Below are 23,429 nucleotides of genomic sequence, written 5' to 3'. Positions count from 1 at the left end.
TTACACAACCATTTACTCTACACCCATCATACCGTAATCGGTAAGCGAATGCATTCGTTTTCTACTTTGAACTAGAGGTGATGCGGGAACCTAGGCGGCTGATCAATTCATTGGTAATGGTTTGTGCTTGATCAGCGGTAGTCGTCCAATCGCTGATTACTTCGAGCGAACTTTCGACCGCCAGTTCTGGATAGTCCGTTAAATCGATCAAGAGCATATCCATACAAACCAACCCAATCTGCGGGAGTAAAGCACCCTGATAAGAAAGTTGGAACCCTTGGTTTGATAGGGCACGTGGAACCCCGTCGCAGTAGCCGATGCTAACGATCCCGATCGTGGCTGGTCGATCAAAAACAGTGCCTAATCCATAGCCGATCGCTTCACCAGCGGCAACTGTTTTTTTGTCTACCAGTAAGGCTTTGAGTGTCAAAATTGGCTGTACGTTTATCTTCTGCTTCGTTGGTTCGTTCGGGACGCTCAATGAACCAGTTAGAAGAATACCTGGACGTACATAATCATAGTGTTTCTCTGGGTAATTCAATATTCCGTAGCTGCTTTGCAGATGTGTCAGTCCATAGGCGATATTTCTAGCGGATAAGCCAGCCAACAGATCATCAAAACAAGTGATTTGGGCTTGTGTCCGCAAGATACTTGCCGTATCCAGCTGATCTGAAGAGCCTAGATGGGAAAAAATGCCTGTGATCTTGAGAGATGGCAAGGCGTAAAGTCCAGTAACTGTCTCAAGATCAGGTGCAACGCCTAAGCGGTGCATACCAGTATCTACCGCTAAATGGCATTCGATCGGAATGCTTGTTTGGGCTAAAGCATGCCCATGGGCCTCACTAACGATGGTTTGAATCAAGGAATAATGTTTCAGCTCTTTGGCACGTTGGGCAGAAGTGTACCCTAAAATCAGTAAGCGACTTTTGATGCCAGCTCGCCGTAATTCAATGGCTTCTTCAAGGGTAGCAACGGCAAAGAAATCAACGCCGGCTCTTTCTAGGGTACTGGCGACCGTCTTCGCATCACAACCATAAGCATCCGCTTTAACCACCGCCATCACTTTTGTTGTTGCTGGGATCAATCGCTTGATTTCCTGCAAGTTGTGCAACAAAGTGGGGGCGGAAAATTCTTTGGCTGCTCGCTGCAAGTGAAGCGGCGTTTTTTTCGAAAACGGGAACAGCTTTTGCAAAGCAAAGAGACCATGCACTACCCCAATGGTCAGTCCTAAGACCACGAAGAAATTGATCAGATTGTTTTGCAGCAAGGGCAGCTTTTGACTAAGAAAATGGGTCACTGCAATGGTATAAGGATGGAGCAAATAGAGCCAAAGGGACAGTCGACCCGCTTGTTTCCAGATCATGGGTGCTTGCCATTGCTGGATGATCGGAAATAAAAACAACAGGACGAAGGGCAAAAAAACATACATGCTGTCATGTTTCGGCGTGGTAAAGTGATGCAAAAGGTAACTTTCCAAAAGCAAGCAAATCAGACTGATCAGCAGATAACTATAGCGATGGGGAGAAGCTGGTTTCTTGGAAAATCTTCTGGCTAGTACCCCTAAGATCAAAAACAAAGGAGCAAAAAAAATGCCGTTGCGAGTTCCATCCAATAGTTGAAAAATCAGTGAATAGAGTGGCGTAATGGGTGTTTGTGCAGCCAGGCCAGACCAACTGTCCCCACCTAAACCAACCACATACAAACCGACAGCAATGAAAAACACCTGCTTGAAAGAAAGCCGTGTCAAGAGGCCCATCACTAGTAGACTGCCGGTAATGATCGCAGGAAAATACCAAAGATGGTAAAGAATGCCAGTGACCAACAATGTTTGGATAAAGGTGCCCAGCGGCATGTTCAACCCAAGCATGCCGCTGTACCAAGCAAGCGGCAAAAAGAGCAGTGTGGCTATGAGGTAGACTTGCAGCTGCTTTTTAATAAACTGCCAGACACGCTGTCTGGCAGGATAGCTGTTTTGGGTGGCTAAGTCGCTGAACACGTAATATCCGCTGATCATAAAAAAGAAGGGAACGGCAATTCTGAAGAGCGTCAACGTGATCAGGATATCACCATCAGGCCATAAGTGATGAAGAGGCAGACAGTGGATCGCCACCACCATCATCGCCAAAATCACCCGGAATTGCTCGATTCCTTGATTCTTCTTCATGCGAACTGCCTCGCAGTTTGTTCAAGGTATTGATGGTATTCTTCCAAGGTCCACTGTTGACTGGCGATGATTTGACTATGAGGCAGACCGACATAACGAAAATGCCATGGTTCATAGCCAATCCCTGTAATTTCCTGTTTGTCTGCGGGATAGCGTAAAATAAACCCATAGTTCATCATTTCCTGGGTAAATAAATCAGCGGCTGCGCTGTCACGAAATCGTGGGCAGATCAAATCATCCTGGCTGCCCTTTAAACCAACATCGATCGCTAAGCCTAACTGATGTTCACTGCAACCGGGCAACGCCACAAATTGTTTCGTATAGGCTAGCCCATTTTCTTTCAAGGAATATTCCCATAAATACCGTTGCTGCTTTTCGGTTCGGTAGCCATCTAACAAGCAGATCTCGTTTTCAAGCTTTAAGGCTTTGACGAGCCGTTTCCATTGTTTGGCTGCTTCTGGCTGCAAGTAAACCTCGTCTTCGCTGAAGGCAGCAAGGACTAAATGAGGGGGTTCTTGGTTTTTTTCTAACGGAAATTCTTTGCTAACTAACTGTAGATAGGGATTCATTTGACTTCCTCCTTTGCTAAGACAAGCAGTTTTTGTAGTAGTTCTTGATAGGATAAGCCGACCGCTGCCATCATGGCAGGATAGCGGGAGTGACTCGTAAAGCCCGGCATAGTATTGATTTCATTCAAGTATAGTTCTCCTTGATCCGTGACAAAAAAGTCGATGCGAGCAAGACCTTTAAGACCAAGACTACGATAGAGCAGCTGAGCTTGTTCTTTGACCTTGGTTTCAATCGTTTCAGGCAATGGCGCAGGGACGGTGATTTTGGCGCTGATCAGCTGGTACTTTTCTTCAAAATCGAAAAAGCCGTCTACTAATGAAATGGTGTCACAAGCACCGACAGTCAAAGAGTCGTTGCCCAAAATACCGCAACCGATCTCAACACCGACAATATTTTTTTGTAGGAGCACTGCGGAACAATAAGTAAAGGCTTCTTTTAAGGCAGAAGCGATTTCTTCAACGCAGGTGACTTTAGTGATCCCTTTTGAGGAGCCCGCTTCATTAGGCTTAAAGAAAACTGGAAAGCCATGGGTCTGGATAAAAGCTTCGATTTGTTCTTGCTGGTTGGCTTGATTTGTCAAGAGAATCGTAGGAGCACTTTGTACGCCAATGGCTGCTGCAGCTTGATGCAGCAGCCATTTGTTCATACATAAGGCAGAACCTGCCACCCCGCAGCCTACATAAGGCAGCTTCATCAATTCAAACAATCCTTGGATACTGCCATCTTCCCCGTATTTGCCATGCATAATGGGAAATAAAACATCAGGTACCAACGTTTGCTGCTCTTCACTTAGCCAAAAGCCGTTTCCTTCGAATAGCGGCTGTATTTTCTGTTTATGTTTCGTATCCAACAACCACGTGTCTTGTCGGATGTTTTCCAGTTCTCCTGTATACAAGTACCAATCCATAGCATCTGGGGTGATCCCGATCAAAGAGAGGTCATAGTCATAGGGAGATGATTGGAGTGCTTCGATTGCGCTAGTTGCTGAGGCTAAAGAAACGGTGTATTCCGGTGAATTGCCTCCAAAAATAATGGCGATTTTTTTCATGTTTTTCTTCCTTCCGCTTTTCGATTCTTACTACATTCAGTCTATCAAGGAAAGAAAAAAGAAATTTGCGGGCTTACTGGTATCTTTCTTTTCTTTTTGTGATGAAATTCTGACGAATTTATGACAAAAGGAAAGCGACAGCTGCCGCTCCTTTTACACCAGAAAGAAACTTGCCTTTGAAGTAGAAAAAGCTGCCATAAAATGGAATGGAAAAAATAGTGAAAAAAGAGCACTCTGAAGGAAAGGGGGAGGCAATAGCAGGAACGTTGACACAAAAAAAGCACGCCGAAGCATGCTTTTTCTTTTTGATGAGGGCTTTTCGATTATTATACGATTTGCTTATTGTGCGTAATGCGCACGAGGACCACCAATATATTTGGGCCGTGATCCCAGAGCTGTGACATGGGCAGCGCCGAGGGACTTGATAGAGGGACGGATCGGGATTTGAACATGTTTGACATGCATGCCGATTGCTGTGTCGCCAATATCGATGCCAGCTTTTGCTACTATGTGCTCCACTTCAATAGGCTCATCGAACAGCTGGAAAGCGGCAACTGAGCAAGCACCGCCTGCATGCAGCTGGGGCACTACTGCGACTTCTTCTAATTGATATAGTCGAGCCGTTTCACGCTCAACAGCTAAAGCCCGATTGAGATGTTCACAGCCTTGAATGGCTAAATGAATATTTTTGGGACGCAAGATCGCTCGTAGTGTTTCAACGATAACCATGCCTACTTCTTGACTGGAATTTTTGCCAATCAAGCCGCCCACGACTTCACTTGTTGAACAACCAAGGACAAAAAGATCATTTTCACCAACGTTCGCTGTCGTAATGACTTCTTCAACGATCGTAGTTAAATCCGTTTTTAATTGATTGATATCTGTCATAAGAATCACCTTTCATTTAAAGAAAACTTTTTCGTGCGGCGCAAGGCATGCGTCAGGGGTAAAGCAACGATGCTGCCAAAGACCGTTTGGATCAAATTACTTGGGATCGAGGCGATCCCAGCGCCTAAACCGAATAGCAAAACCGTTGCTGCTGCATAGCCGGCGATCATGATTAAACTGCCGACAATGACGGCTGCTAGTGGCCGATGGCTCATTCTACCTACGATCCAGCCTTGCACACCATGGATCACGATGGAAAAGAAGGCCCATTCAGGGTAACCTGATAGAAAATCAATGATGCCGCCGCTCATTCCACCGACGAAGGCACCGGCGCTAGGTCCGAACAAAAGGGCCGAGATATAGATCCCTGCTTCACATAAGGTCACAAAGCCCTTCGTTTGCGGAACAGGAATGATAATGGTCAAAGAAAGTGCACACGTGAGTGCCGTCAACATAGCGATCGTCGTTAGGTTTCTTACTTTCATAGGTGTTCCTCCTTTTTAAAATAGGCGAGCTGATTGACGTTGCCAGAGGTACCTAAAGGCAGACCGTCTTCAATCCCTGCCCAAACAAATGCTTTTGCGGTTTGGATAGCTGCTTCCAACGAAGTGCCTTTAGCAAGCATTGCGGCAATCGCTGATGAGAGGGTACAGCCAGCACCGTTGGTTGTGGTTCGCGTACTTTTTTCTGCCTCAAAAACGGTAAATTGTCCTTCTTGATACAAAACATCATAGGCTGTTTCCCCAGTTAGTCGACTGCCACCTTTGATCAGAACATTTGGGGCACCCAGCGCATGGATTTTTTTTGCCGCCGTTTTCATCTCTGCTAAAGAGGTAATGCTTTGTCCAGATAAGTGTTGTGCTTCGAGCAGATTAGGTGTTACTAATGCTGTGTAAGGAAACAATGAGATCAATCCTGCTTGATAGGAGTGGTTAAAAGCAGTATCTCCTTCTTTGAAGGCGAGAACGGGATCGAGCACGATCGGTCCGGTAAATGTTTGTAAAAAATCTCGCAGCAATTCAATGATGGCGGTTTGATGAAGCAGCCCGATTTTGATTGCATCTAGGGATACGACCGAACGCAGTGAATCCAGCTGTGCTTGGATCACAGGCTCAGGGAGATCATGGAACATAAGATCATCCTTGATGGCGACCACACATGTTAATAGGGCATGGCCAAACACCCCGAATTCCTCAAATGTTTTCAAATCAGCCGTCATGCCGCCACCTGCCAAACTGTCGAGACCGGCGATCGATAAGACTTGTTTCATGTCTGCTGCTCCTTTCATTTCTCATTTCTTTCTATTATAAACAGTCGGTAAAAAAGAAAAACGGCCAATTGGATGTTTTTTCCTCATCCAATTGACCATTTGCTTATTTCTCATTTAGTAAATCTCGCTCACGATACCATTCATCGGGACGCCAGATCCATTCAAAGCCATCGGCAGCTAAGAGATCATAGGCTGCTTGGGGGCCCATCGTTCCTGCGGCATAATTTGGAAAATCAGGTGTTTCTTGGTCCCAAGCGTGACGGATCACATCAACGATGCGCCAAGACTGGGCAACTTCATCCCAGTGGGTAAAGTTAGTGCCATCACCGTTCAAGGCATCTAGAATTAGTTTTTCGTAAGCTTCAGGGGTGTTTTCGACGATTTCAGTACTATTTCGGTAATCGAGCTTCACTGGCAATGTCTCAAACCCTTGGCCAATTTCTTTTCCGTTCAAGGAAAGAGAGAAGCCTTCCGTCGGTTGAATGTAAATCGTCAGCACATTCGGTGCCAAACTCTCGATTTGCTTTTGTTCATTCAGGTCTTGCTTAAAGACATTGACTGGGACTTGTTTAAAGACAATGTTGATGCGAGTGCCTTTTTCCGTCAACCGTTTCCCAGTGCGCACATAAAAAGGTACGCCGGACCAGCGGAAGTTATCGATCAAAAATTTCCCAGCAACGAAGGTTTCCGTTGCCGATTCTTCATCCACATTGGCTTCTTCACGGTAGCCAACAAATTTCTTGTCTTCTAATTGTCCTTTATCGTATTGACCACGTACGAAGTGTTGTTTCACTTCTTCTTCGGAGTATATACGGATCGCATTTAAGGCTTTGATTTTTTCTGTCCGTAATTCTTTTTCAGAAAAAGCCACTGGCGGTTCCATGGCTAATAAGGAAAGAATCTGCAGAATATGATTTTGGACCATATCCTTCAAGGCACCGCTCTTATCATAATAGCCGCCGCGTTCTTCTACGCCTAAGTTTTCTGCGATATTGATCTGAACATTGTCAATGTAACGATTGTTCCACATTGACTCAAAAATGTTATTGGCAAAACGAATCGCAGAAATATTTTGGATCATTTCTTTTCCTAAATAGTGATCGATTCGGTAGATTTCTTGTTCCGTAAAGACTTGATTGATCTCTTCATTCAATTCTTTTGCTGAATTATAGTCGCTTCCAAACGGTTTCTCGATGATCACCCGATGGTAGCCGTCAGTATCCAGCATTCCTTGGGATTTCAAGTGAGAAACGATCGTCCCAAAGAAATTAGGGGACATTGCTAAGTAAAAAATCTGATTGCCTTCTAAATGGTATTTCTGATCTAAGGTTTCCGCCAAATCCTTTAATGAATCATAATGGCTCGTATCTGTTACATCATGTGATTGGTAGTAGAAATGAGAAGCGAATGTCTCTGCTTGTTCTTGTGAGTCACTCAACTCTTTGATCGTACCCATCACCACTTCACGATAGTGTTCATCCGACCAAGGACGGCGTGCAGTACCAATGACTGCAAAATCTTCTTTCAAATCGCCTTTTTTGTACAACCGAAACAAAGAAGGATATAGTTTGCGTTGGGCAAGGTCGCCCGTACCGCCAAAAATCGTAAAAAGGACCTTTTTTTCCATCATCTTCACTCCTTACAGTTTATCGACAAAAATCGTGCTGGCGGCTTTGTAGCTGACAGCAATTTCTTTTGTGTCATTTTTGATCGTAATCGGACCCTCGTATGCTGCCGCATCGATGATCTCGTATTCTTCATGAATATTCAATTTGATCGAAACGAGATAATCCAGCAGTTCTCGTTCGTCAAGGACACGGGCGATACGAATCTTGGTTCCTACCGGATAAGAACTCATGGTGTTTTTTTCGCCTTCGTGAATGAGTTCTCCTTGTTCAGGAATCATTCCCCCATGTGGGCAATACCGAGGATGATCAAGGTAGGCTTCTAAGCGGCTCGCCAACGTTTCTGAGGTGACATGTTCTAAAACTTCTGCGTCATCATGAACTTCATTCCATGAATAATGCAGGTGCTCTACAAGAAAGACTTCCCATAAACGATGCTTACGAATGAGGGCACTTGCAGAAGCTAAACCAGTTTCAGTCAACTGTACCCCTTGATAAGGTGAATGTTCCACTAAGCCTTCTTTTAATAATTTTGAAATCATTTCACTTACTGAAGCTGCTGAGACGTCCAGACCTGACACGATTTGTTTGTTATTGATCTTCTTTTGGTCACCACCAAGCTCTAAGATGAGCTTTAAATAATCTTCACGATTTGGTGTCATCTGATCCATCCTCTCTTATCAAAGACTATCAAAGTAGATTTTATCAAAAAAGCCAGCTGATTACTATGAAAAAAGCCGCCGGTTCTCAATATTCTATGTAAAAAGAAGACCGAGGGGAGCAACTCCACCTCAGCCTTTTTTTATTAAGCCCAATCACCATTGCGGAAGACAGGAACTGTGGTGCCATCTTCTTTGATGCCATCGATGGACATTTGGTCAGAGCCGACCATGAAGTCTACGTGGGTTTGGCTGCGGTTTAAACCAGCCGCTGCCAGTTCTTCTTCACTCATCTCAGTGCCGCCTTGTAAGCTGAAGGCATAAGCGGATCCTAAAGCCAAGTGGTTTGAGGCATTTTCATCAAACAACGTATTGAAGAAGATGATGCCAGATTGTGAGATAGGGGAAGGGTCAGGGACTAAAGCGACTTCACCTAAAGATTTCGCTCCTTCATCGATCGCTAGCAATTTGCCTAACACTTCTTCGCCTTGTTCTGCAGAAAAGTCCACGACTTTACCGTCTTTGAAGGTGAATTTCATGCCAGAAATAATCGTTCCTGCGTAGCTCAATGGTTTCGTACTTGAAATATAGCCATCGATGCGACGATTATCTGGGGCAGTAAAGACTTCTTCTGTCGGCATGTTCGCCATGAATTTTTCATTGCGGGTGTTATAGCTGCCAGCCCCTTCCCACAAGTGATTTTTTGGTAGGCCGATGATCAAATCGGTACCCGGTGCTGTATAATGTAATGCGCTGAATTGTTCTTTGTTCAATTCTTCTGCCTTGACTTGCAGCGTTTCATCATGTTTTTTCCAAGCAGCAACAGGATCTTCTTCGTAGATACGCGTCGTTTTGAAAATTTGATCCCAAAGCTTGTCTTGTGCTTCTTCTGGGGAAGCATCAGGGAACACTTTTCGTGCCCAATCTTGACCTGCAGCAGCAACAACGGTCCAGCTGACTTTGTTGGCTTGTGTTGCTTGACGCAGTTTCATCATCGCTTTACCAGAAGCTGCTTGGAAAGCGGCGACCCGATCTGAGTCAACGCCCGCTAACGCATCGGGATTGGCAGAAACGACACTGATGCGGCTCGCACCTTTTTCTACCCAATCTTCTGTTTGATCAATTTTGTGTTGAGGGATCGTAGACAAACGATCCTCAGCTGCATGCGCAAGAAATTCTTTTTGAACCACATCGTCGGTCCATTGAACGATTACTTCGTCAGCGCCTAGCTCATACGCTTTTTTTGTCAATAGTCGAGCTAACGGTGCTTGGTCCACGGCGATTTGGATGACGATGGTGTGCCCTTTTTGGACATTTACACCAACTTCTGTGATCAGTTGGGCATATTTTTCAAGGTTCTGATTAAAGTTTGGTAAAACCATTAAAATTCCTCCATTTATTCTAAAATTATAACTGTCTTCATGATAGCACTAAGTATTTTTGAAAACAAACGAAAAAGAGAGCAAAAAAACAGAGGTCTTCAAATTGAAAAACTGGAAACACTAGGGGCAATAATTTTAAAAGTTTTTTTGCAAACTTAAAAAAACATGATACAATAAGTAAAAGGTATTTCTGAAAGCGATGTATAGCAGAATTAAGGAGATTAAAAAATTATGGCAAGAAAGAAAACTATTACTAGAGACCAGATTTTAAAAGCTGCCTATGAAGTTGTCGCAACCGAAGGATTTACACGTTTTACCGCACGCAATATCGCAGCGAAGATGAAATGTTCAACGCAACCGATCTACTTAGAATTTAAAAATATGGATGACTTAAAAAATGCATTGATCAATCAGATTTACGACTACTTAGCGACAGAAGTTTTTCCAGTTGAAAGACGGGGAGATGTCATCGTTGACTTAACGTTAAATTATATTGGCTTTGCAAATAAAGAAAAACGATTATACCGAGCGCTATACTTAGAAGAGCATGGTGGTGGGGATTCCATGCAGCAGTTTTCATTTGACCTTTTTGTGAAATCAGTGAAAAAAGAACCAAAGTATCAAGATCTATCGGACGTGAAATTACAGTCCTTGCATACTGGTGTCTGGATCGTCGCTACTGGCTTAGCGGCATTGATGTCTTCGGGGATCATTCATCCCACAGAAGATCAGATTGCTAAGCTGATGACGGAAACCACCGATAATATTTTAGCAAGAGAAACACCCATCGATATCAGTTATCATTAAGCAAACAAGAAAACCTCCGACAGAATCAAGTGATTTTGTCAGAGGTTTTCTTGTTTTATTCTGCAAATGCTTCCGCTAGCTTTTTGGCAAAGGCTTCTAAGTTTTGAATATCGTCTTCTTCCGCAGCCAAGTCGACCTTGACGCTATCTGCCCCTTTTGTTGCACCTGTCTTACTAAAGACGGCTTCAAAGTCATCGACGGACTTACAAAAGTCATCATAAAACGTATCGCCAGAGCCGCAGACCCCAAAGATTTTGCCACTTAAATCAAGTTCTTGCAAATCTTCGTAAAAATCGACGATCTCATCAGGCAATTCACCGTCACCGTATGTATAGGTTGCGACGATACAGATATCGGCGTCTTCAAACTCATCGGCATCCACTTGGGTACACTCATTCATTTCAACTTCCATGTCAAGATTTTCAAGGGCTTCAGAAACGATATCTGCAATTTCTTCCGTATTCCCCGTCATACTCGCATAGACGATTTTTGCTAAAACCATGGGCTTTTTCCTCCAATCTCATTCCTATTCTCAAGGAAAACTCTCTTACAGATTATAGCAAATGCACGAAAGATTGAAAACAAAACTTGAAAAACTCTTTACAATGTCTGTGAATTTTGTAAAATAAGGGATTTCTATGGTAAAATAAGAGGAATTTAATTAAGGGAGACGAGAACATGATTACATTAAAATCTGCCAGAGAAATAGACCGCATGGCCGAATCCGGCGCGCTGTTAGCAGATGTCCACAAACAATTACGCAGCTTCATCAAACCTGGTATCACCAGTTGGGATATCGAAGTGTTTGTCAGAGATTATATTGAAAGCCATGGCGGAATTGCCGCCCAAATTGGTTTTGAAGATTACAAATATGCCACTTGCTGCAGTATCAACGATGAGATTTGTCACGGGTTCCCCCGAAAAAAACCATTGAAAGATGGCGATTTGATCAAAGTTGATATGTGTATAGATTTAAAAGGCGCCATTTCTGATTCTTGCTGGAGTTATGTGGTAGGAAACTCGACACCTGAGATCGATCGTTTAATGGAAGTAACCAAAAAAGCGTTGTATCTAGGAATCGAACAAGCCCAAGTTGGCAACCGAATCGGTGACATCGGTCATGCCATTCAAACCTATGCGGAAAAAGAAGGCTACGGTGTCGTGCGCGATTTCGTAGGACACGGCATTGGCCCAACGATCCATGAAAGTCCGATGATTCCTCACTACGGAGAAGCCGGCAAAGGCTTACGTTTAAAAGAAGGAATGGTTATTACCATCGAACCTATGATCAATACAGGGACGTGGAAAATGAAAATGGATCCTAACGGCTGGACCGCCTATACTCTAGATGGTGGCTTAAGTTGCCAATACGAACATAGTTTGGCGATCACCAAAGAAGGGCCACGCATTTTGACTTCTCAAGGAGAAGAAGGAACCTACTAAATTTTGGCGGTAGGAGACTTCTGATTGTTACGTATGACAAAGAAAAAAAGGCAGATGATTCGCTGGCGGAGGAAGAAACATGAAAATCGTTGATAAAGTAAAAAGCAATCAAAAGCTGATGCGTTTCATTGAAACAACGCAAAATAGAATAACGGATTCAGAGATGGGGACCACATCGGTCGTCGTCGCCTACTATTTATTGCTTTCACTTTTCCCGTTAATGATTGCGCTGGGAAATCTGTTGCCTTATTTATCGATTGATCCGAACACGGTTTTATCTTATGTACAAGAATTGATCCCTAGTCAAATCTATGACTTTATCGGACCAGCGATCGAAAACCTCCTCACCACAAGCTCTGGCGGGTTGTTATCGATTTCCGCCTTGGCTGCGTTGTGGTCTGCGAGTCAAAGTATCAATGCCTTGCAAATTGCGATGAACAAAGCCTTCGGTGTGGACCAACGTTCCAATTTTATCGTGGTGCGCGCAGTATCATTTGTGATCATCCTGCTCTTTATGATTGCGATCGTTGGTGTTACGATGGTATTTGGGCTTGGAAAAATCATTCTTGATTTTTTGCAGCCGATTTTTAAGTTTCAAGACAATCTGATCGATACGTTCCAAACAGTCAAATGGCCAGTCACGATCGTTGCTTTGCTGTTTATCATGATGCTGATCTATTGGTTAGTGCCGAATGCAAAGGTCAAGTTGCGTTCGACTTTGCCAGGGGCGATCTTTGCAACGATTGGCTGGATGTTGCTGTCACAAGTGTTTGGCTTATACGCCCGTTACTTTGCTGCGAAAATCATTGGCTATCAAATTATTGGAAGTTTTATTGTTTTAATGATCTGGTTGAATCTTGCTGCGACGATTATTATCTTGGGTGGAATCATCAACGCAGTGGTAGAAGAGTATGTGTCGGGACAAGAGATCAAAGAACGAACAGATCCTGTTCAGCGGATTTCTTCGAAAATCGAAGATACATTTACCAATAAAGAGAAATAATGGAAAGCGAGAATAAACGATGGATTTTGCATTCAAATTTGTAATGCGCTTATTTATAACAATGATCGTGTCTTTAATCCTAACACCGATCATTAAATTGATCTCTTTTAAGATCGGCGCAGTCGATCGACCAGGAGAGCGTCGGATCAATACGAAGACCATGCCTTCAGCTGGGGGATTAAGTATTTTTTTAGCCTTTTCCTTTGCGCTGCTTTGGGAATTTCGAACAATGATTCCTTTCAACTTCGTTTGGCCGATTCTTTTAGGTGCAACAATAGTGGTGATTACAGGATTGTTGGATGATATATTTGAACTGTCGCCAATGCAAAAATTAATAGGTCTGACATTCGCAGCGCTGGAAATTTATTTCGTTGCTGGAATAAAAATCAGCACAGTCACGATTCCTTATTTTGGCTTTATTGATCTGGGATGGTTTGCCTTGCCTATGACTTTGATTTGGATACTGGCAATTACCAATGCGGTGAACTTGATCGATGGTCTCGATGGGTTGGCGAGCGGCGTCTCTATTATCAGTTTGACGACGATAGGGATTATCAGCTATTTCTTTCTGCCGAATTTTGTGGAAGTACCAATGGTCATTTTTACTTTGATCGCAGCAATCATCGGTTTCTTTCCATATAATTTTTATCCAGCAACCATTTTTCTAGGAGATACCGGAGCATTGTTTTTAGGGTTTATGATCTCTGTGCTCTCACTACAAGGATTGAAAAACGCAACTTTTATTTCTGTTCTGACGCCCATGTTTATTCTCGGTGTACCGATCACGGATACCGTTTATGCGATGATCCGAAGAAAGTTTAATAAACAGAAGATTTCCTCTGCCGATAAAATGCATTTGCATCATCGATTGCTGTCGTTAGGGTTTTCTCATCGCGGTACAGTGTTGACGATCTATGCCTTGGCACTAGTCTTCTCTTTTATTGCTTTACTAATGAATTACGCGAGCAATACAGCGATTGTTTTATTAATCATTAGTACAGGATTTGGAATTGAGCTGTTTATTGAGCTGATCGGATTAGTCGGTGAAAATCGCCAACCACTCATGTGTGCGTTAAAGTTTCTGGGAAATCGACGGTTCAGACAAAGTGTACTAACTGAACGTGCTGAAAGAAGAAATGCTGATCAAGAAAAAGAAAACCAAGATTTAGCTGCTAATGTTTCTCGGACTAAAGAAAAGCGGCGAAAGAGAAAACATTACCAAGCAAAACACAAAAAATAAACGATACAGTTGCGGCAAAGGTGTCCAACAGGTGAGATGAATACGAGTGATCGTTGAAGGTCAGGAGGAGTCAGTGCTTCTTCTAGCGCGTTCTCTTACGATCAGCTGTCGATGATTCGATCAATCCGTTGGCGATGCTTGCCGCTTTTTGTTTGTTTGAAAAATGGTCAGACAAACAGTATTTCCTGTCGAATTCTTCCGTCTTGAATTGACGGATCTAGTCCTAAACGTCTATACTTAAAAAGAGCAGCAGACTAACCAAAGAAAGAAGGATATGAACGAATGCCAAATGTGAAACAACTGACGTCAGAAAAAATGGGAACAATTTATGAGCTTTCCAATGATAGCGGTACCATCGTAAGGCTAAGTCCTGAAGGCGCACGCTTATTGGATTGGGTCGTTCCAGTAGAAGAAGGTCGCGACATCGTGGTCGGTTATGACACGATCGAAGGACATCGCCAAGCACGTTATTATGGCGCAACGATCGGCCCTGTGGCGGGAAGGATCGCAGGTACTCGCTTTGAGATCGACGGACAAGAATACCAAACGGAAGACAATGATGGCGGCAATACGCTTCATGGCGGTTCAAAGGGGCTGGATACTGATACATGGATCACTGAAACCTTTGAAGAAGCAGACAAAGCTGGGGTGATTTTTACTACCACACGGCAAGATGGCGATGGCGGGTTTCCTGGGAATGTTCGTTATCAAGTCACCTATACGTTGACGAATGACAATGAACTAATGCTTGTTTACGATGCCAACACAGACAAAGCGACTTTATTTAACCCAACGAACCACGGTTATTTCAATTTGACAGGTGATACCCAACAGCCGATCGATGACCACTTGGTTCAAATCAATGCCGAACATGTGGCTGAAACGAATGACGATGTGACGACGACCGGTGAAAAAACGCCTGTCGCAGGCACAAAGTTTGATTTTAGACAAGAACGCCCGATGGGAACGACGATGTTGGATGATCCGTTCTTATTAGATCATACACAAGAGTGGGATCTAAAAGTAACCAGTCCCGATCAAAAAGTGCAGCTGACTGTAACTACTGACCGTCCTGCCGTTGTTATTTACACAACGGGTGAGGGAGAAGCTGGTGCACCAATGAAGACTGGTCCTTTTGCCAATCATGGCGGGATGGCGATCGAAACACAAGGTGTTCCTGGCTCTGAGAAGTTTACCCACTTTGGTGAGATCGTGTTGCGTCCAGAAGAACCCTTCCACTCTGTGACGACGTATCAGGTCCACTTTTAAGCATAGGAACCAAATCATTTTTAATGAAATAGAAAAAAGCATTGTCAAAACGCAGAAAGTTGGCGATGCTTTTTTTTGACAAAATCCGATTACAGATGTAAACTTAAAAATGTGAATCACTTATGAAAGGAAGTGGACAAATGCAATCTGTGGTCGAACCAATCAAAATCAGCGATTCTGAATGGGAAGTCATGCGTGTGATCTGGACATTAGGACAATCCGACGCGAAAGAGATCACCGCTTTATTGAGCGAAAATAAAAATTGGAAAGCAGCAACGGTCAAGACGCTTTTAGGACGACTCGTCAAAAAAGGCGTATTGAAAACAGAAAGCCAAGGGAAAAAATTTGTTTATTCGCCGCTTGTTTCCGAAGAAGCAACCGTTCGCAGCGCAGCTGAGAATCTTTTTTCTCATATTTGTGCCAAAAAAGTTGGGCAGACATTAGCAGAAATGATCCAAGAAGCAGCATTGACGGCAGAAGATTTGGCGATGCTCCAAGCAGCAGTCGACCAAAAAGTGCCAGTAGCAGCGATCTCATGTAATTGTATTCCTGGTCAGTGCCAATGCAAAACCCATGCAACAGAATAAGTAGCCAACGAACTGTTAAAAGAAATGAGGAATCGTAATGAAAAAAAACATGCAAATCAGCGGAATGAATTGTGCCCATTGTGCCGCAAAAGTTGAAAAAGCGCTTAGTGAAGTACCGGGTGTGAAAAAAGCCAAAGTGGACTTGAAAAAAGCTCGCGGAACAGTCAAGTTTGACGAGTCGCAAGTGACAGAAACAGCCTTAGTCAATGCGGTCACCGAAGCGGGTTATCAAGGGGTATTTGAGTAAGCAATGGAATTGCTAAAGTGAAAATGAAAAATCAAAACAAATGAAAAGTGTCCAGCCGCTTGAAGCTTTTGTATGAAGGAGCAAGACTGTACGCACATTCAGTGAAATAGGAAGGGGAATACTAGGATGAATCAGAAAAAAACGTCTTCCGCAAGTAGTAGTCAGACGTCAAGCCATCATAGGCATGAACCTGCTTTGAATGAGCGGGATAATGGTACACAGGGAAAAGAGCAACATGCGCAATCACAAGTGACAGAAGTCCCTGAGCCTAGCCATGAGATGAATGGGATGGATCATCACAAGGCGACATCAAAACAGCAGGAGCATGAAAGCTCCGATAGTAACCATGGTCCTATGGATCATGAAGTGTCCAGCATGGACTATAGCCATAAGGGCCATGAGATATCTGGCATGGATCACGGCCACAAGGACCACGAGATGTCTGGCATGAACCATAGTCACATGAATCATGAGATGTCTGGCATGAACCATAGTCACACGGATCATGAGATGTCTGGCATGGAACATAGTCACAAGGATCATGAGATGTCTGGCATGAACCATAGTCACATGAATCATGAGATGTCTGGCATGAACCATAGTCACACGGATCATGAGATGTCTGGCATGGAACATAGTCACAAGGATCATGAGATGTCTGGCATGAACCATAGTCACATGAATCATGAGATGTCTGGCATGAACCATAGTCACACGGATCATGAGATGTCTGGCATGGAACATAGTCACAAGGATCATGAGATGTCTGGCATGAACCATAGTCACATGAATCATGAGATGTCTGGTATGGATCATAGTCATATGGATCATGGAATGGGTGGCATGGATCATAGTATGCATATGGGAAATTTTAAGCAAAAGTTTTGGCTATCCTTGGTTTTGGCGATTCCAATCGTCATTTTATCACCAATGATGGGCATCGAATTGCCCTTTCAGTTCACGTTTCCTGGCTCAGATTGGGTCGTATTGCTTTTAGGAACGATCCTGTTTTTCTATGGAGGGCAGCCGTTTTTAAGTGGTGCGAAAATGGAATTGAAACAAAAAAGCCCAGCCATGATGACGTTGATTGCTATGGGGATCACGGTTTCTTATTTTTATAGTCTTTACGCATTTATCGCCAATCATTTTCTTGCTGTTCCTCATGTAATGGATTTCTTCTGGGAACTAGCGACTTTGATCGTGATCATGTTGTTGGGCCATTGGATCGAGATGAATGCCGTTTCTAATGCTGGCAATGCATTACAGAAATTAGCAGAACTATTGCCAAAAGAAGTGATTCGGAAAAATGCGGATGGATCAGAAGAACAGATTCCATTAGAAGAAGTGACCAACAAAACACAGTTGATCGTTCGCTCAGGAGATAAGATTCCTACCGACGGAACGATCCTTGAAGGAGAAACAACAATCGATGAGTCGGCAGTGACTGGTGAATCCAGACGGGTACCTAAAACCGTCGGCAGTACTGTCATTGGAGGATCTGTCAACGGCAATGGTACCATCACGATGGAAGTCACAGGAACTGGGGAAGACAGCTACTTAGCGAAAGTCATGGAAATGGTGCGAAAAGCCCAAGCAGATAAATCCCGCTTAGAAGCACTTTCGGACAAAGTGGCAAAATGGCTGTTTTATATTGCGTTAGTTGCTGGTGTCTTGGCATTTGCTGTATGGCTGTTTGTTGCTGACCTACCGACTGCTCTTGATCGAATGGTCACGGTATTCGTCATTGCCTGTCCCCATGCGTTAGGGCTAGCGATTCCCCTCGTGGTTGCTCGCTCGACATCGATCGCTGCCAAAAATGGCTTGCTCTTAAAAAATCGCAACGCACTGGAGAATGCGCATCATGTTGATTATCTGATCCTCGATAAGACCGGTACGTTAACAGAAGGAACGTTTACCGTAACTGGCATCGAGGCGACAGGCAGTCTTTCTGCATCAGAAGTACTAGCTTACCTAGCAGGTCTTGAGAAAACCGCCAATCATCCGATCGCAGAAGGTATTTTAGCCCAAGCTGAAAAGGAAAACATCACAGCCAAAAAGGCGACTGATGTTCAAACAAGGACAGGGATTGGTCTGGAAGGCGTGATCGATGGACAGAAGTGGGTGATCGTCAATCAAAAAGGATTGGAGCAATTAGCCATTCAGTATCAAGGGAACTCCTTGGAAAATTATCAAGAACAGGGCAATACCATCAGCTATTTGGTTCATGACGGCAAAGTGGAAGGAATCGTCGCATTAGGGGATAAGGTGAAACCAGAAGCGAGTCAATTTATTCAAAAAGTGAAAGACTTAGGCATCACACCAGTTATGGCTACTGGAGACAACCAAGAAGCGGCGCAAGCCGTAGCCGATTACCTAGGAATCGAAGCCTTCCATGCGGCAATGTTGCCAGACGATAAAGAACGTCTAGTCAGTGACTATGTCAAAGAGGGCAAGCGCGTCGTAATGGTAGGCGATGGGATCAATGACGCCCCAAGTCTTGCAAGAGCGACGATCGGGATTGCGATCGGAGCGGGTACCGATGTAGCGATCGATTCAGCCGATGTCGTTTTGACGAATAGCGAACCTCAAGACATCTTGCACTTCTTGACTTTGGCGAAAAAAACAAGACGCAAGATGATTCAAAATCTCTGGTGGGGCGCAGGATACAATATTTTTGCCATTCCTTTGGCAGCTGGCGTCCTCGCACCGATCGGGATCATTTTGAACCCAGCAGTCGGAGCTGTCTTGATGTCTATGAGCACGATCATCGTTGCCATCAATGCAATGACCTTATCAATCGAAAAAAGCGGCGATTAGCCGCTTTTTTGTTTCTTTTCCTAGGAGCAGTGAAATACCTCTATAATCTGCTTCTGGATTTATGCTATAATGTGTTCGTTGAGACAAGGAGGACGTTGATTATGGAACTGAAGAAATTGGATGTTCCCACTACTTCAATTACTGAAGTAAAAAAATCTCCGATGGATGTATTTAATCAAGCGCGAGAAGCAGGAACAGCAGTATATGTATTCAATCGTGAAAAAGTGGCGGGGGTCATGTTGACACAAGAGCAGTATGAAACGTTATTGCAGGAATTAGATTATTTGCGTCAGCGACCGATGATGGAAGAAGAACCCGAACAGCCGCCAGTGGCAGGGCTAGAGGAATTCTTACAAATCATGCGGCAAGCGCTGATCACCGGTGCGAGCATCTCGGCAAAAAATTTAGATGAGCGAATGGTGGCGTTAGGGTTCATCACTCGTAAAACTGGTTTTGGCGGTGTCGTTGACATGGTGAACGAATTGAAAGAAACAGGCAAGATCGTTTACCAGCTACGTAAAAAACAAGATGGTAAATCGGTGACCGCTGAAGTCATTGGAGAACAAGACAATCAAACGCAATTATTTGATAAATTGATCATCAAAAAAATCTTTCTAAAAGAAAAATAAACGCTGGAACTTGTCCCAGCGTTTCAGACGGTAGACAAAGTACGGATGTGTTCGTACTTTGTCTTTTTTTCTATAAAATACTGGAGCTTGTTAATTTTTTTAAAACTGTGAAAGATATTGCTCATCCAACCAACAAAAGTTCCAGCCAGTTACAGACTAGGTTTTAAGTCAGCCAGTAAGTTTTCCCGTCTTTCGTCCGTTGCATAAATCCGTATTCGATCAAATAACGTCGGACAGTGACGTAATCGGTGATCGCTTGTTTTAATACATCATTGACGGCAGCTTCTGAATAATTTTTCTTCGGATCAAATTTTTGTGCCAGTACACTCAAGACAACGATCTTGCGCTTTTCTTTGCTGGGAAACTGTTTGATAAACCCCGTTTCATCAAAATAAGTAGCAATGATCTTTTCTCTTTCACTAGCCGTAATGGCATAGCGATCATCAAGCATCGTCGCCCCTTTGTGAGGCGGCAGCAACGGGGTATCTTGCAACAAGGACATGATACTTAAAAAAACAGTCGCTTGTCGCTGTTTTTCTTTTAGTTTAAAGCGATGATTCCTGACGGTCGAAGAAGAGATACCTAAGCGCTGGGCAATCACAGTATCGCTAACATCTTGGGCAAACAGTTGTAAAATCTCCTGTTGGCTCTCTGATAAGCCTGTTTGTTCTTTGGGTAAAGCCAACAATGCGGATAAAACGGTTCCGTGATGCTCAGTGATATGCTGCATCATTCGTTTTTTTGCTGTAAAAAAGGCGCCACCAACGGGATAGATTTCTTCTTTGTCGAAGGTCTCCTGACAAAAGACGCAACAATAATCCGTTGGTGTTGCGACATATCCTTGCTGATAATCAGAAATGGTAAACTCTTGATAAGGTTTCATTTTGGGTTCTCCTTTTGTTGTTTAGATATATACTAACATAAGTTGAATTTGTTTGTAAATAAGCAAACGAATTTATCATTATTAGATAAATTTCATCCGTTGCTTAAAATCGTCGCCTTTTTGTGTTAGGATTAACAACAATAGCGAATGAATTTGCTTAATTCAAAGGAGTGATACTATGGCAGACGTAAGCCAACGCTTCAATCACGAAGTGTACAATATAGCTGTTTCATTGATTCGTAAATTTGATGAACGGGTTTCTTCAATTCCAGATATTTTAAAGTTAACGTTAGGCGAGCCGGATTTCAACACACCGGAGCACGTGAAAAAATCGGGTGTCCAAGCAATCGAACAAAATTTCAGCCACTATTCTGGAATGGCAGGCTTAGCAGATGTTCGGCAAGCAGCCAGTCTCTTTTTGAAAAATAAATATCAGCTTGATTACGACTTTCAATCAGAAGTATTAGTGACGATCGGTGCAACGGAAGCAATCTCAGCTTCGTTATTATCCACGCTGGAACCTGGGGATAAAGTGATTCTACCAGCACCAATTTATCCAGGCTATGAACCAGTCATCCATTTAGCCCATGCCAAACCGATTTATCTTGATACGACGGATAATGACTTTGTTTTAGCGCCAGAAGTTTTGGAAGCAGCCTTAAAAGAACATGGGGAGCAAGTCAAGGCAGTCATTTTAAATTATCCTAGCAATCCAACAGGGGTCGTTTATACCCGAGAACAAGTCAGAGCATTGGCAGAAGTTTTAGAAAAATACTCCGTTTTTGTTATTAGCGATGAAATTTATAGTGAGTTGACTTATGATGAAACCCATGTGTCCATTGCTGAATACTTGCGGGATCAAACGATCGTGATCAACGGCTTGTCGAAATCACACGCGATGACTGGTTGGCGCGTCGGCTTCATTTTTGCACCAGCAGCGTTGACTGCTCAGATCATTAAGGTCCACCAATACTTAGTGACCGCGGCCTCAACGATTTCTCAAAAAGCCGCAGTGCGAGCATTGATCGAAGGCATCAACGATGCAGAAGTCATGAAAGCCGATTACCGTGAACGCAGAGATTACTTGTTTGAAAAGATGACTGCCCTTGGTTTTGAAATGGCGAAGCCATCTGGTGCATTCTACATTTTTGCCAAAATACCAGCAGGTTTCAACCAAGATTCCATGGCTTTTTGTGTCGACTTAGCCGAAAAGAATCAATTAGCAATCATTCCAGGGATCGCCTTTGGTCCCGAAGCAGAAGGCTATGTTCGTTTAAGCTATGCGGCAAGTATGGAAAACTTGGTGGAAGCGATGGATCGCTTGACACGCTATATGCAAAGCAATTGATTCTACAAACGTTTCTTTAGTTCATAAGTGTTAGATAAAGTAAGCCCCCTCTGATGGATGCATCGGGGGCTTTTTTAGGTAATCGACGAACTTTACAAAAGATTTACATCGCTTTATCGATTCTTTACATGAAATCCATCAAGGGTTTACACCGCCTTGCTAAACTAAGCATATAACGAAAGGAGATTTACTAAATGAAAAAATTGGGACTTTTATTTTTTGCAACTGGATTATTATTAGCTGGCTGTGGGAGCGGTGGCGCAAGCACTGAGAGCAGTCAAGCATCAGGCGGATCTTCATCAGGTGCCGCATCAAATGAAAATGTAGAAATTTTAGCTGTGGGCTCAACGGCATTGCAACCCTTGGTTGAAGCAGCAGGTGAAAGCTTCTCAGCAGACAATCCCAATTATACAATTACGGTTCAAGGTGGCGGTAGCGGAACTGGCTTAAGTCAAGTAGAAGCAGGCGCTGTGACGATCGGCAATTCCGATGTGTTTGCGGATGAAAAAGATGGTGTAGATGCCAGCAAATTAGTTGACCATAAAGTAGCCGTAGTTGGTATGGCACCAGTGGTAAATAAAGACGCAGGCGTTACGGACCTTAGCCAACAAGATTTAATCGATATCTTTACAGGCAAAGTGAAGAATTGGTCTGAACTAGGCGGAGCAGATCAAGAAATCTCTGTAATTAACCGCGCATCAGGCAGCGGTACGAGAGCGACCTTTGAAAAATGGGGCTTAGATGGTGCAGAGACGATCCAAACACAAGAACAAGACTCTTCTGGAACAGTCCGTAAAATCGTTGCTGAAACACCAGGAGCAATCAGCTACCTTGCTTTATCCTATTTGGACGATTCGATCCAAGCGCTATCTCTTGATGGGGTAGAAGCGACTCCTGAAAACATTGCAGATAACAAATGGCCAATCTGGTCTTACGAGCATATGTACACGAACGGCGAGCCAGATGCAAACGTCAAAGCGTTTCTTGATTACATCATGACAGACGATGTCCAACAAGGAATCGTTATCGAATTAGGTTACTTGCCAATCACTGATATGAAAGTAGAACGCAGTGTAGACGGCGAAGTAACGAATGTTGAATAGTGAAATGACCGAAGAAGGAGAATGCTCCTTCTTTTTTTGTTATTGACTTTAGTCAGTTTCGTTCGCGTAGCGTACGAAACAAAAAAACCGCGCGTTTCTACGCGTGGACGAAATAGCTTTAGCGATAAAAAACTCCTTTCGATATACTAATAGTGGCTACCAACCGCATATCAGATCGAAAGGAGTTTTTTTATGTCTAACGACGATAAAAGTTTAGCACATACTAGATGGAATTGTAAGTATCACATAGTCTTCACCCCGAAGTATCGACGAAAAGTGATTTATGGAAAGTTAAGAGTAAGTATTGGTCAGATATTAAGAAAATTGTGTGAGATGAAAGATGTTGAAATCATTGAAGCTCATGCAATGCCTGACCATATTCATATGTTAGTAAGAATACCACCAAAGATTAGTATTTCTAGTTTTATGGGCTACTTAAAAGGACGA

General features: G+C 43.4%; 23 protein-coding genes. 12 read left to right on the top strand and 11 right to left on the bottom strand.

All coding sequences use genetic code 11. The features are described from left to right. Nucleotides 1-61: 61 nt before the first annotated feature. The 9 genes from vanT to Q1X33_RS13585 all read right to left on the bottom strand — a co-directional run bounded on the left by vanT (nucleotide 62) and on the right by Q1X33_RS13585 (nucleotide 9,606). Entirely contained in the window at nucleotides 62-2,164 is a 2,103-nt protein-coding gene (gene vanT / locus Q1X33_RS13625) for a membrane-bound serine racemase VanT (RefSeq protein WP_301969702.1), read from the bottom strand. Further along, on the bottom strand, nucleotides 2,161-2,733 hold the full coding sequence (vanXY, locus tag Q1X33_RS13620; protein WP_005228842.1) for a D,D-carboxypeptidase/D,D-dipeptidase VanXY: 573 nt from the start codon (nucleotides 2,731-2,733) through the stop codon (nucleotides 2,161-2,163). The genes vanT and vanXY overlap by 4 nt, the downstream gene beginning before the upstream one ends. Then, nucleotides 2,730-3,782, bottom strand: a complete 1,053-nt coding sequence (locus Q1X33_RS13615) for a D-alanine--D-serine ligase VanC2/3 (protein ID WP_005228844.1) — start codon at nucleotides 3,780-3,782, stop codon at nucleotides 2,730-2,732. The genes vanXY and Q1X33_RS13615 overlap by 4 nt, the downstream gene beginning before the upstream one ends. Nucleotides 3,783-4,121: 339 nt before the next feature. Continuing rightward, nucleotides 4,122-4,670: a TIGR01440 family protein gene (locus Q1X33_RS13610; RefSeq protein ID WP_034869176.1), complete on the bottom strand. Its 549-nt coding sequence runs from the start codon at nucleotides 4,668-4,670 to the stop codon at nucleotides 4,122-4,124. 5 nt (nucleotides 4,671-4,675) lie between these two features. Further along, nucleotides 4,676-5,155, bottom strand: a complete 480-nt coding sequence (locus tag Q1X33_RS13605; protein WP_005228850.1) for an ECF transporter S component — start codon at nucleotides 5,153-5,155, stop codon at nucleotides 4,676-4,678. Then, nucleotides 5,152-5,940: a bifunctional hydroxymethylpyrimidine kinase/phosphomethylpyrimidine kinase gene (locus Q1X33_RS13600; protein WP_005237263.1), complete on the bottom strand. Its 789-nt coding sequence runs from the start codon at nucleotides 5,938-5,940 to the stop codon at nucleotides 5,152-5,154. The genes Q1X33_RS13605 and Q1X33_RS13600 overlap by 4 nt, the downstream gene beginning before the upstream one ends. 103 nt (nucleotides 5,941-6,043) lie before the next feature. Then, entirely contained in the window at nucleotides 6,044-7,570 is a 1,527-nt protein-coding gene (zwf, locus tag Q1X33_RS13595; protein WP_010749749.1) for a glucose-6-phosphate dehydrogenase, read from the bottom strand. 9 nt (nucleotides 7,571-7,579) lie between these two features. Continuing rightward, nucleotides 7,580-8,227 carry a metal-dependent transcriptional regulator gene (locus Q1X33_RS13590; RefSeq protein WP_015510150.1) on the bottom strand — a complete coding sequence of 216 codons (648 nt, stop codon included), beginning with the start codon at nucleotides 8,225-8,227 and terminating at the stop codon, nucleotides 7,580-7,582. A gap of 143 nt (nucleotides 8,228-8,370) precedes the next feature. Then, nucleotides 8,371-9,606, bottom strand: coding sequence for an aminopeptidase (locus Q1X33_RS13585; protein ID WP_005228857.1), 1,236 nt, complete (start codon nucleotides 9,604-9,606; stop codon nucleotides 8,371-8,373). A 231-nt stretch (nucleotides 9,607-9,837) separates the two neighbouring features. On the opposite strand from Q1X33_RS13585, the gene Q1X33_RS13580 reads away from it, so the two are divergent. Continuing rightward, a complete protein-coding gene (locus tag Q1X33_RS13580; RefSeq protein WP_005228861.1) occupies nucleotides 9,838-10,413 on the top strand; it encodes a TetR/AcrR family transcriptional regulator in 576 nt (191 codons plus the stop codon). A gap of 55 nt (nucleotides 10,414-10,468) precedes the next feature. Here the strand turns inward: Q1X33_RS13580 and Q1X33_RS13575 are convergent, their stop codons facing one another. Next, on the bottom strand, nucleotides 10,469-10,915 hold the full coding sequence (locus Q1X33_RS13575) for a flavodoxin (protein ID WP_005228862.1): 447 nt from the start codon (nucleotides 10,913-10,915) through the stop codon (nucleotides 10,469-10,471). A gap of 176 nt (nucleotides 10,916-11,091) precedes the next feature. Here Q1X33_RS13575 and map point away from each other — a divergent pair, with 176 nt between their 5' ends. The 8 genes from map to Q1X33_RS13535 all read left to right on the top strand — a co-directional run bounded on the left by map (nucleotide 11,092) and on the right by Q1X33_RS13535 (nucleotide 19,648). After that, nucleotides 11,092-11,856 (top strand): type I methionyl aminopeptidase, encoded by a 765-nt coding sequence (gene map, locus Q1X33_RS13570; RefSeq protein ID WP_005228863.1) that lies wholly within the window; start codon nucleotides 11,092-11,094, stop codon nucleotides 11,854-11,856. A 79-nt stretch (nucleotides 11,857-11,935) separates the two neighbouring features. After that, entirely contained in the window at nucleotides 11,936-12,859 is a 924-nt protein-coding gene (locus tag Q1X33_RS13565) for a YihY/virulence factor BrkB family protein (protein ID WP_005228865.1), read from the top strand. Between the two features lie 19 nt (nucleotides 12,860-12,878). Continuing rightward, entirely contained in the window at nucleotides 12,879-14,099 is a 1,221-nt protein-coding gene (locus Q1X33_RS13560) for a glycosyltransferase family 4 protein (RefSeq protein ID WP_005228868.1), read from the top strand. Between the two features lie 282 nt (nucleotides 14,100-14,381). Next, the gene (locus Q1X33_RS13555; RefSeq protein ID WP_301969701.1) at nucleotides 14,382-15,368 is read left to right on the top strand and encodes an aldose epimerase family protein; all 987 of its coding nucleotides are present in this window, start codon (nucleotides 14,382-14,384) and stop codon (nucleotides 15,366-15,368) included. A gap of 140 nt (nucleotides 15,369-15,508) precedes the next feature. After that, nucleotides 15,509-15,955, top strand: a complete 447-nt coding sequence (locus Q1X33_RS13550; RefSeq protein WP_034869179.1) for a CopY/TcrY family copper transport repressor — start codon at nucleotides 15,509-15,511, stop codon at nucleotides 15,953-15,955. A 37-nt stretch (nucleotides 15,956-15,992) separates the two neighbouring features. Then, on the top strand, nucleotides 15,993-16,202 hold the full coding sequence (gene copZ, locus Q1X33_RS13545; RefSeq protein WP_005228873.1) for a copper chaperone CopZ: 210 nt from the start codon (nucleotides 15,993-15,995) through the stop codon (nucleotides 16,200-16,202). Nucleotides 16,203-16,328: 126 nt separating this feature from the next. Continuing rightward, nucleotides 16,329-19,019 (top strand): heavy metal translocating P-type ATPase, encoded by a 2,691-nt coding sequence (locus Q1X33_RS13540; RefSeq protein ID WP_301969700.1) that lies wholly within the window; start codon nucleotides 16,329-16,331, stop codon nucleotides 19,017-19,019. 101 nt (nucleotides 19,020-19,120) lie between these two features. Then, the gene (locus Q1X33_RS13535) at nucleotides 19,121-19,648 is read left to right on the top strand and encodes a hypothetical protein (RefSeq protein WP_010749742.1); all 528 of its coding nucleotides are present in this window, start codon (nucleotides 19,121-19,123) and stop codon (nucleotides 19,646-19,648) included. 163 nt (nucleotides 19,649-19,811) lie between these two features. On the opposite strand, the gene Q1X33_RS13530 is transcribed toward Q1X33_RS13535, so the two are convergent. After that, on the bottom strand, nucleotides 19,812-20,531 hold the full coding sequence (locus Q1X33_RS13530) for a DUF2087 domain-containing protein (protein ID WP_005228878.1): 720 nt from the start codon (nucleotides 20,529-20,531) through the stop codon (nucleotides 19,812-19,814). A 178-nt stretch (nucleotides 20,532-20,709) separates the two neighbouring features. On the opposite strand from Q1X33_RS13530, the gene Q1X33_RS13525 reads away from it, so the two are divergent. The 3 genes from Q1X33_RS13525 to tnpA all read left to right on the top strand — a co-directional run. Next, nucleotides 20,710-21,879, top strand: a complete 1,170-nt coding sequence (locus tag Q1X33_RS13525) for a pyridoxal phosphate-dependent aminotransferase (RefSeq protein WP_005228890.1) — start codon at nucleotides 20,710-20,712, stop codon at nucleotides 21,877-21,879. A 194-nt stretch (nucleotides 21,880-22,073) separates the two neighbouring features. Next, nucleotides 22,074-22,982, top strand: coding sequence for a phosphate ABC transporter substrate-binding protein PstS family protein (locus Q1X33_RS13520; protein WP_016608721.1), 909 nt, complete (start codon nucleotides 22,074-22,076; stop codon nucleotides 22,980-22,982). Between the two features lie 192 nt (nucleotides 22,983-23,174). After that, a partial coding sequence (gene tnpA, locus Q1X33_RS13515; protein WP_301996782.1) for an IS200/IS605 family transposase occupies nucleotides 23,175-23,429 on the top strand: 255 nt, incomplete at its 3' end.

The organism is Enterococcus sp. B2E4 (assembly GCF_030499455.1).
GTDB lineage: Bacteria > Bacillota > Bacilli > Lactobacillales > Enterococcaceae > Enterococcus_D > Enterococcus_D casseliflavus.
The sequence above is the reverse complement of the archived record's forward strand: the minus strand, read 5'-3'. Positions and strand labels throughout refer to the sequence as shown.

Bases quoted from the DNA above. Each gene is read 5' to 3' on its own strand.
- vanT (WP_301969702.1), bottom strand. From the start codon at position 2,164: ATGAAGAAGAATCAAGGAATCGAGCAATTCCGGGTGATTTTGGCGATG.
- vanXY (WP_005228842.1), bottom strand. From the start codon at position 2,733: ATGAATCCCTATCTACAGTTAGTTAGCAAAGAATTTCCGTTAGAAAAA.
- Q1X33_RS13615 (WP_005228844.1), bottom strand. From the start codon at position 3,782: ATGAAAAAAATCGCCATTATTTTTGGAGGCAATTCACCGGAATACACC.
- Q1X33_RS13610 (WP_034869176.1), bottom strand. From the start codon at position 4,670: ATGACAGATATCAATCAATTAAAAACGGATTTAACTACGATCGTTGAA.
- Q1X33_RS13605 (WP_005228850.1), bottom strand. From the start codon at position 5,155: ATGAAAGTAAGAAACCTAACGACGATCGCTATGTTGACGGCACTCACG.
- Q1X33_RS13600 (WP_005237263.1), bottom strand. From the start codon at position 5,940: ATGAAACAAGTCTTATCGATCGCCGGTCTCGACAGTTTGGCAGGTGGC.
- zwf (WP_010749749.1), bottom strand. From the start codon at position 7,570: ATGATGGAAAAAAAGGTCCTTTTTACGATTTTTGGCGGTACGGGCGAC.
- Q1X33_RS13590 (WP_015510150.1), bottom strand. From the start codon at position 8,227: ATGACACCAAATCGTGAAGATTATTTAAAGCTCATCTTAGAGCTTGGT.
- Q1X33_RS13585 (WP_005228857.1), bottom strand. From the start codon at position 9,606: ATGGTTTTACCAAACTTTAATCAGAACCTTGAAAAATATGCCCAACTG.
- Q1X33_RS13580 (WP_005228861.1), top strand. From the start codon at position 9,838: ATGGCAAGAAAGAAAACTATTACTAGAGACCAGATTTTAAAAGCTGCC.
- Q1X33_RS13575 (WP_005228862.1), bottom strand. From the start codon at position 10,915: ATGGTTTTAGCAAAAATCGTCTATGCGAGTATGACGGGGAATACGGAA.
- map (WP_005228863.1), top strand. From the start codon at position 11,092: ATGATTACATTAAAATCTGCCAGAGAAATAGACCGCATGGCCGAATCC.
- Q1X33_RS13565 (WP_005228865.1), top strand. From the start codon at position 11,936: ATGAAAATCGTTGATAAAGTAAAAAGCAATCAAAAGCTGATGCGTTTC.
- Q1X33_RS13560 (WP_005228868.1), top strand. From the start codon at position 12,879: ATGGATTTTGCATTCAAATTTGTAATGCGCTTATTTATAACAATGATC.
- Q1X33_RS13555 (WP_301969701.1), top strand. From the start codon at position 14,382: ATGCCAAATGTGAAACAACTGACGTCAGAAAAAATGGGAACAATTTAT.
- Q1X33_RS13550 (WP_034869179.1), top strand. From the start codon at position 15,509: ATGCAATCTGTGGTCGAACCAATCAAAATCAGCGATTCTGAATGGGAA.
- copZ (WP_005228873.1), top strand. From the start codon at position 15,993: ATGAAAAAAAACATGCAAATCAGCGGAATGAATTGTGCCCATTGTGCC.
- Q1X33_RS13540 (WP_301969700.1), top strand. From the start codon at position 16,329: ATGAATCAGAAAAAAACGTCTTCCGCAAGTAGTAGTCAGACGTCAAGC.
- Q1X33_RS13535 (WP_010749742.1), top strand. From the start codon at position 19,121: ATGGAACTGAAGAAATTGGATGTTCCCACTACTTCAATTACTGAAGTA.
- Q1X33_RS13530 (WP_005228878.1), bottom strand. From the start codon at position 20,531: ATGAAACCTTATCAAGAGTTTACCATTTCTGATTATCAGCAAGGATAT.
- Q1X33_RS13525 (WP_005228890.1), top strand. From the start codon at position 20,710: ATGGCAGACGTAAGCCAACGCTTCAATCACGAAGTGTACAATATAGCT.
- Q1X33_RS13520 (WP_016608721.1), top strand. From the start codon at position 22,074: ATGAAAAAATTGGGACTTTTATTTTTTGCAACTGGATTATTATTAGCT.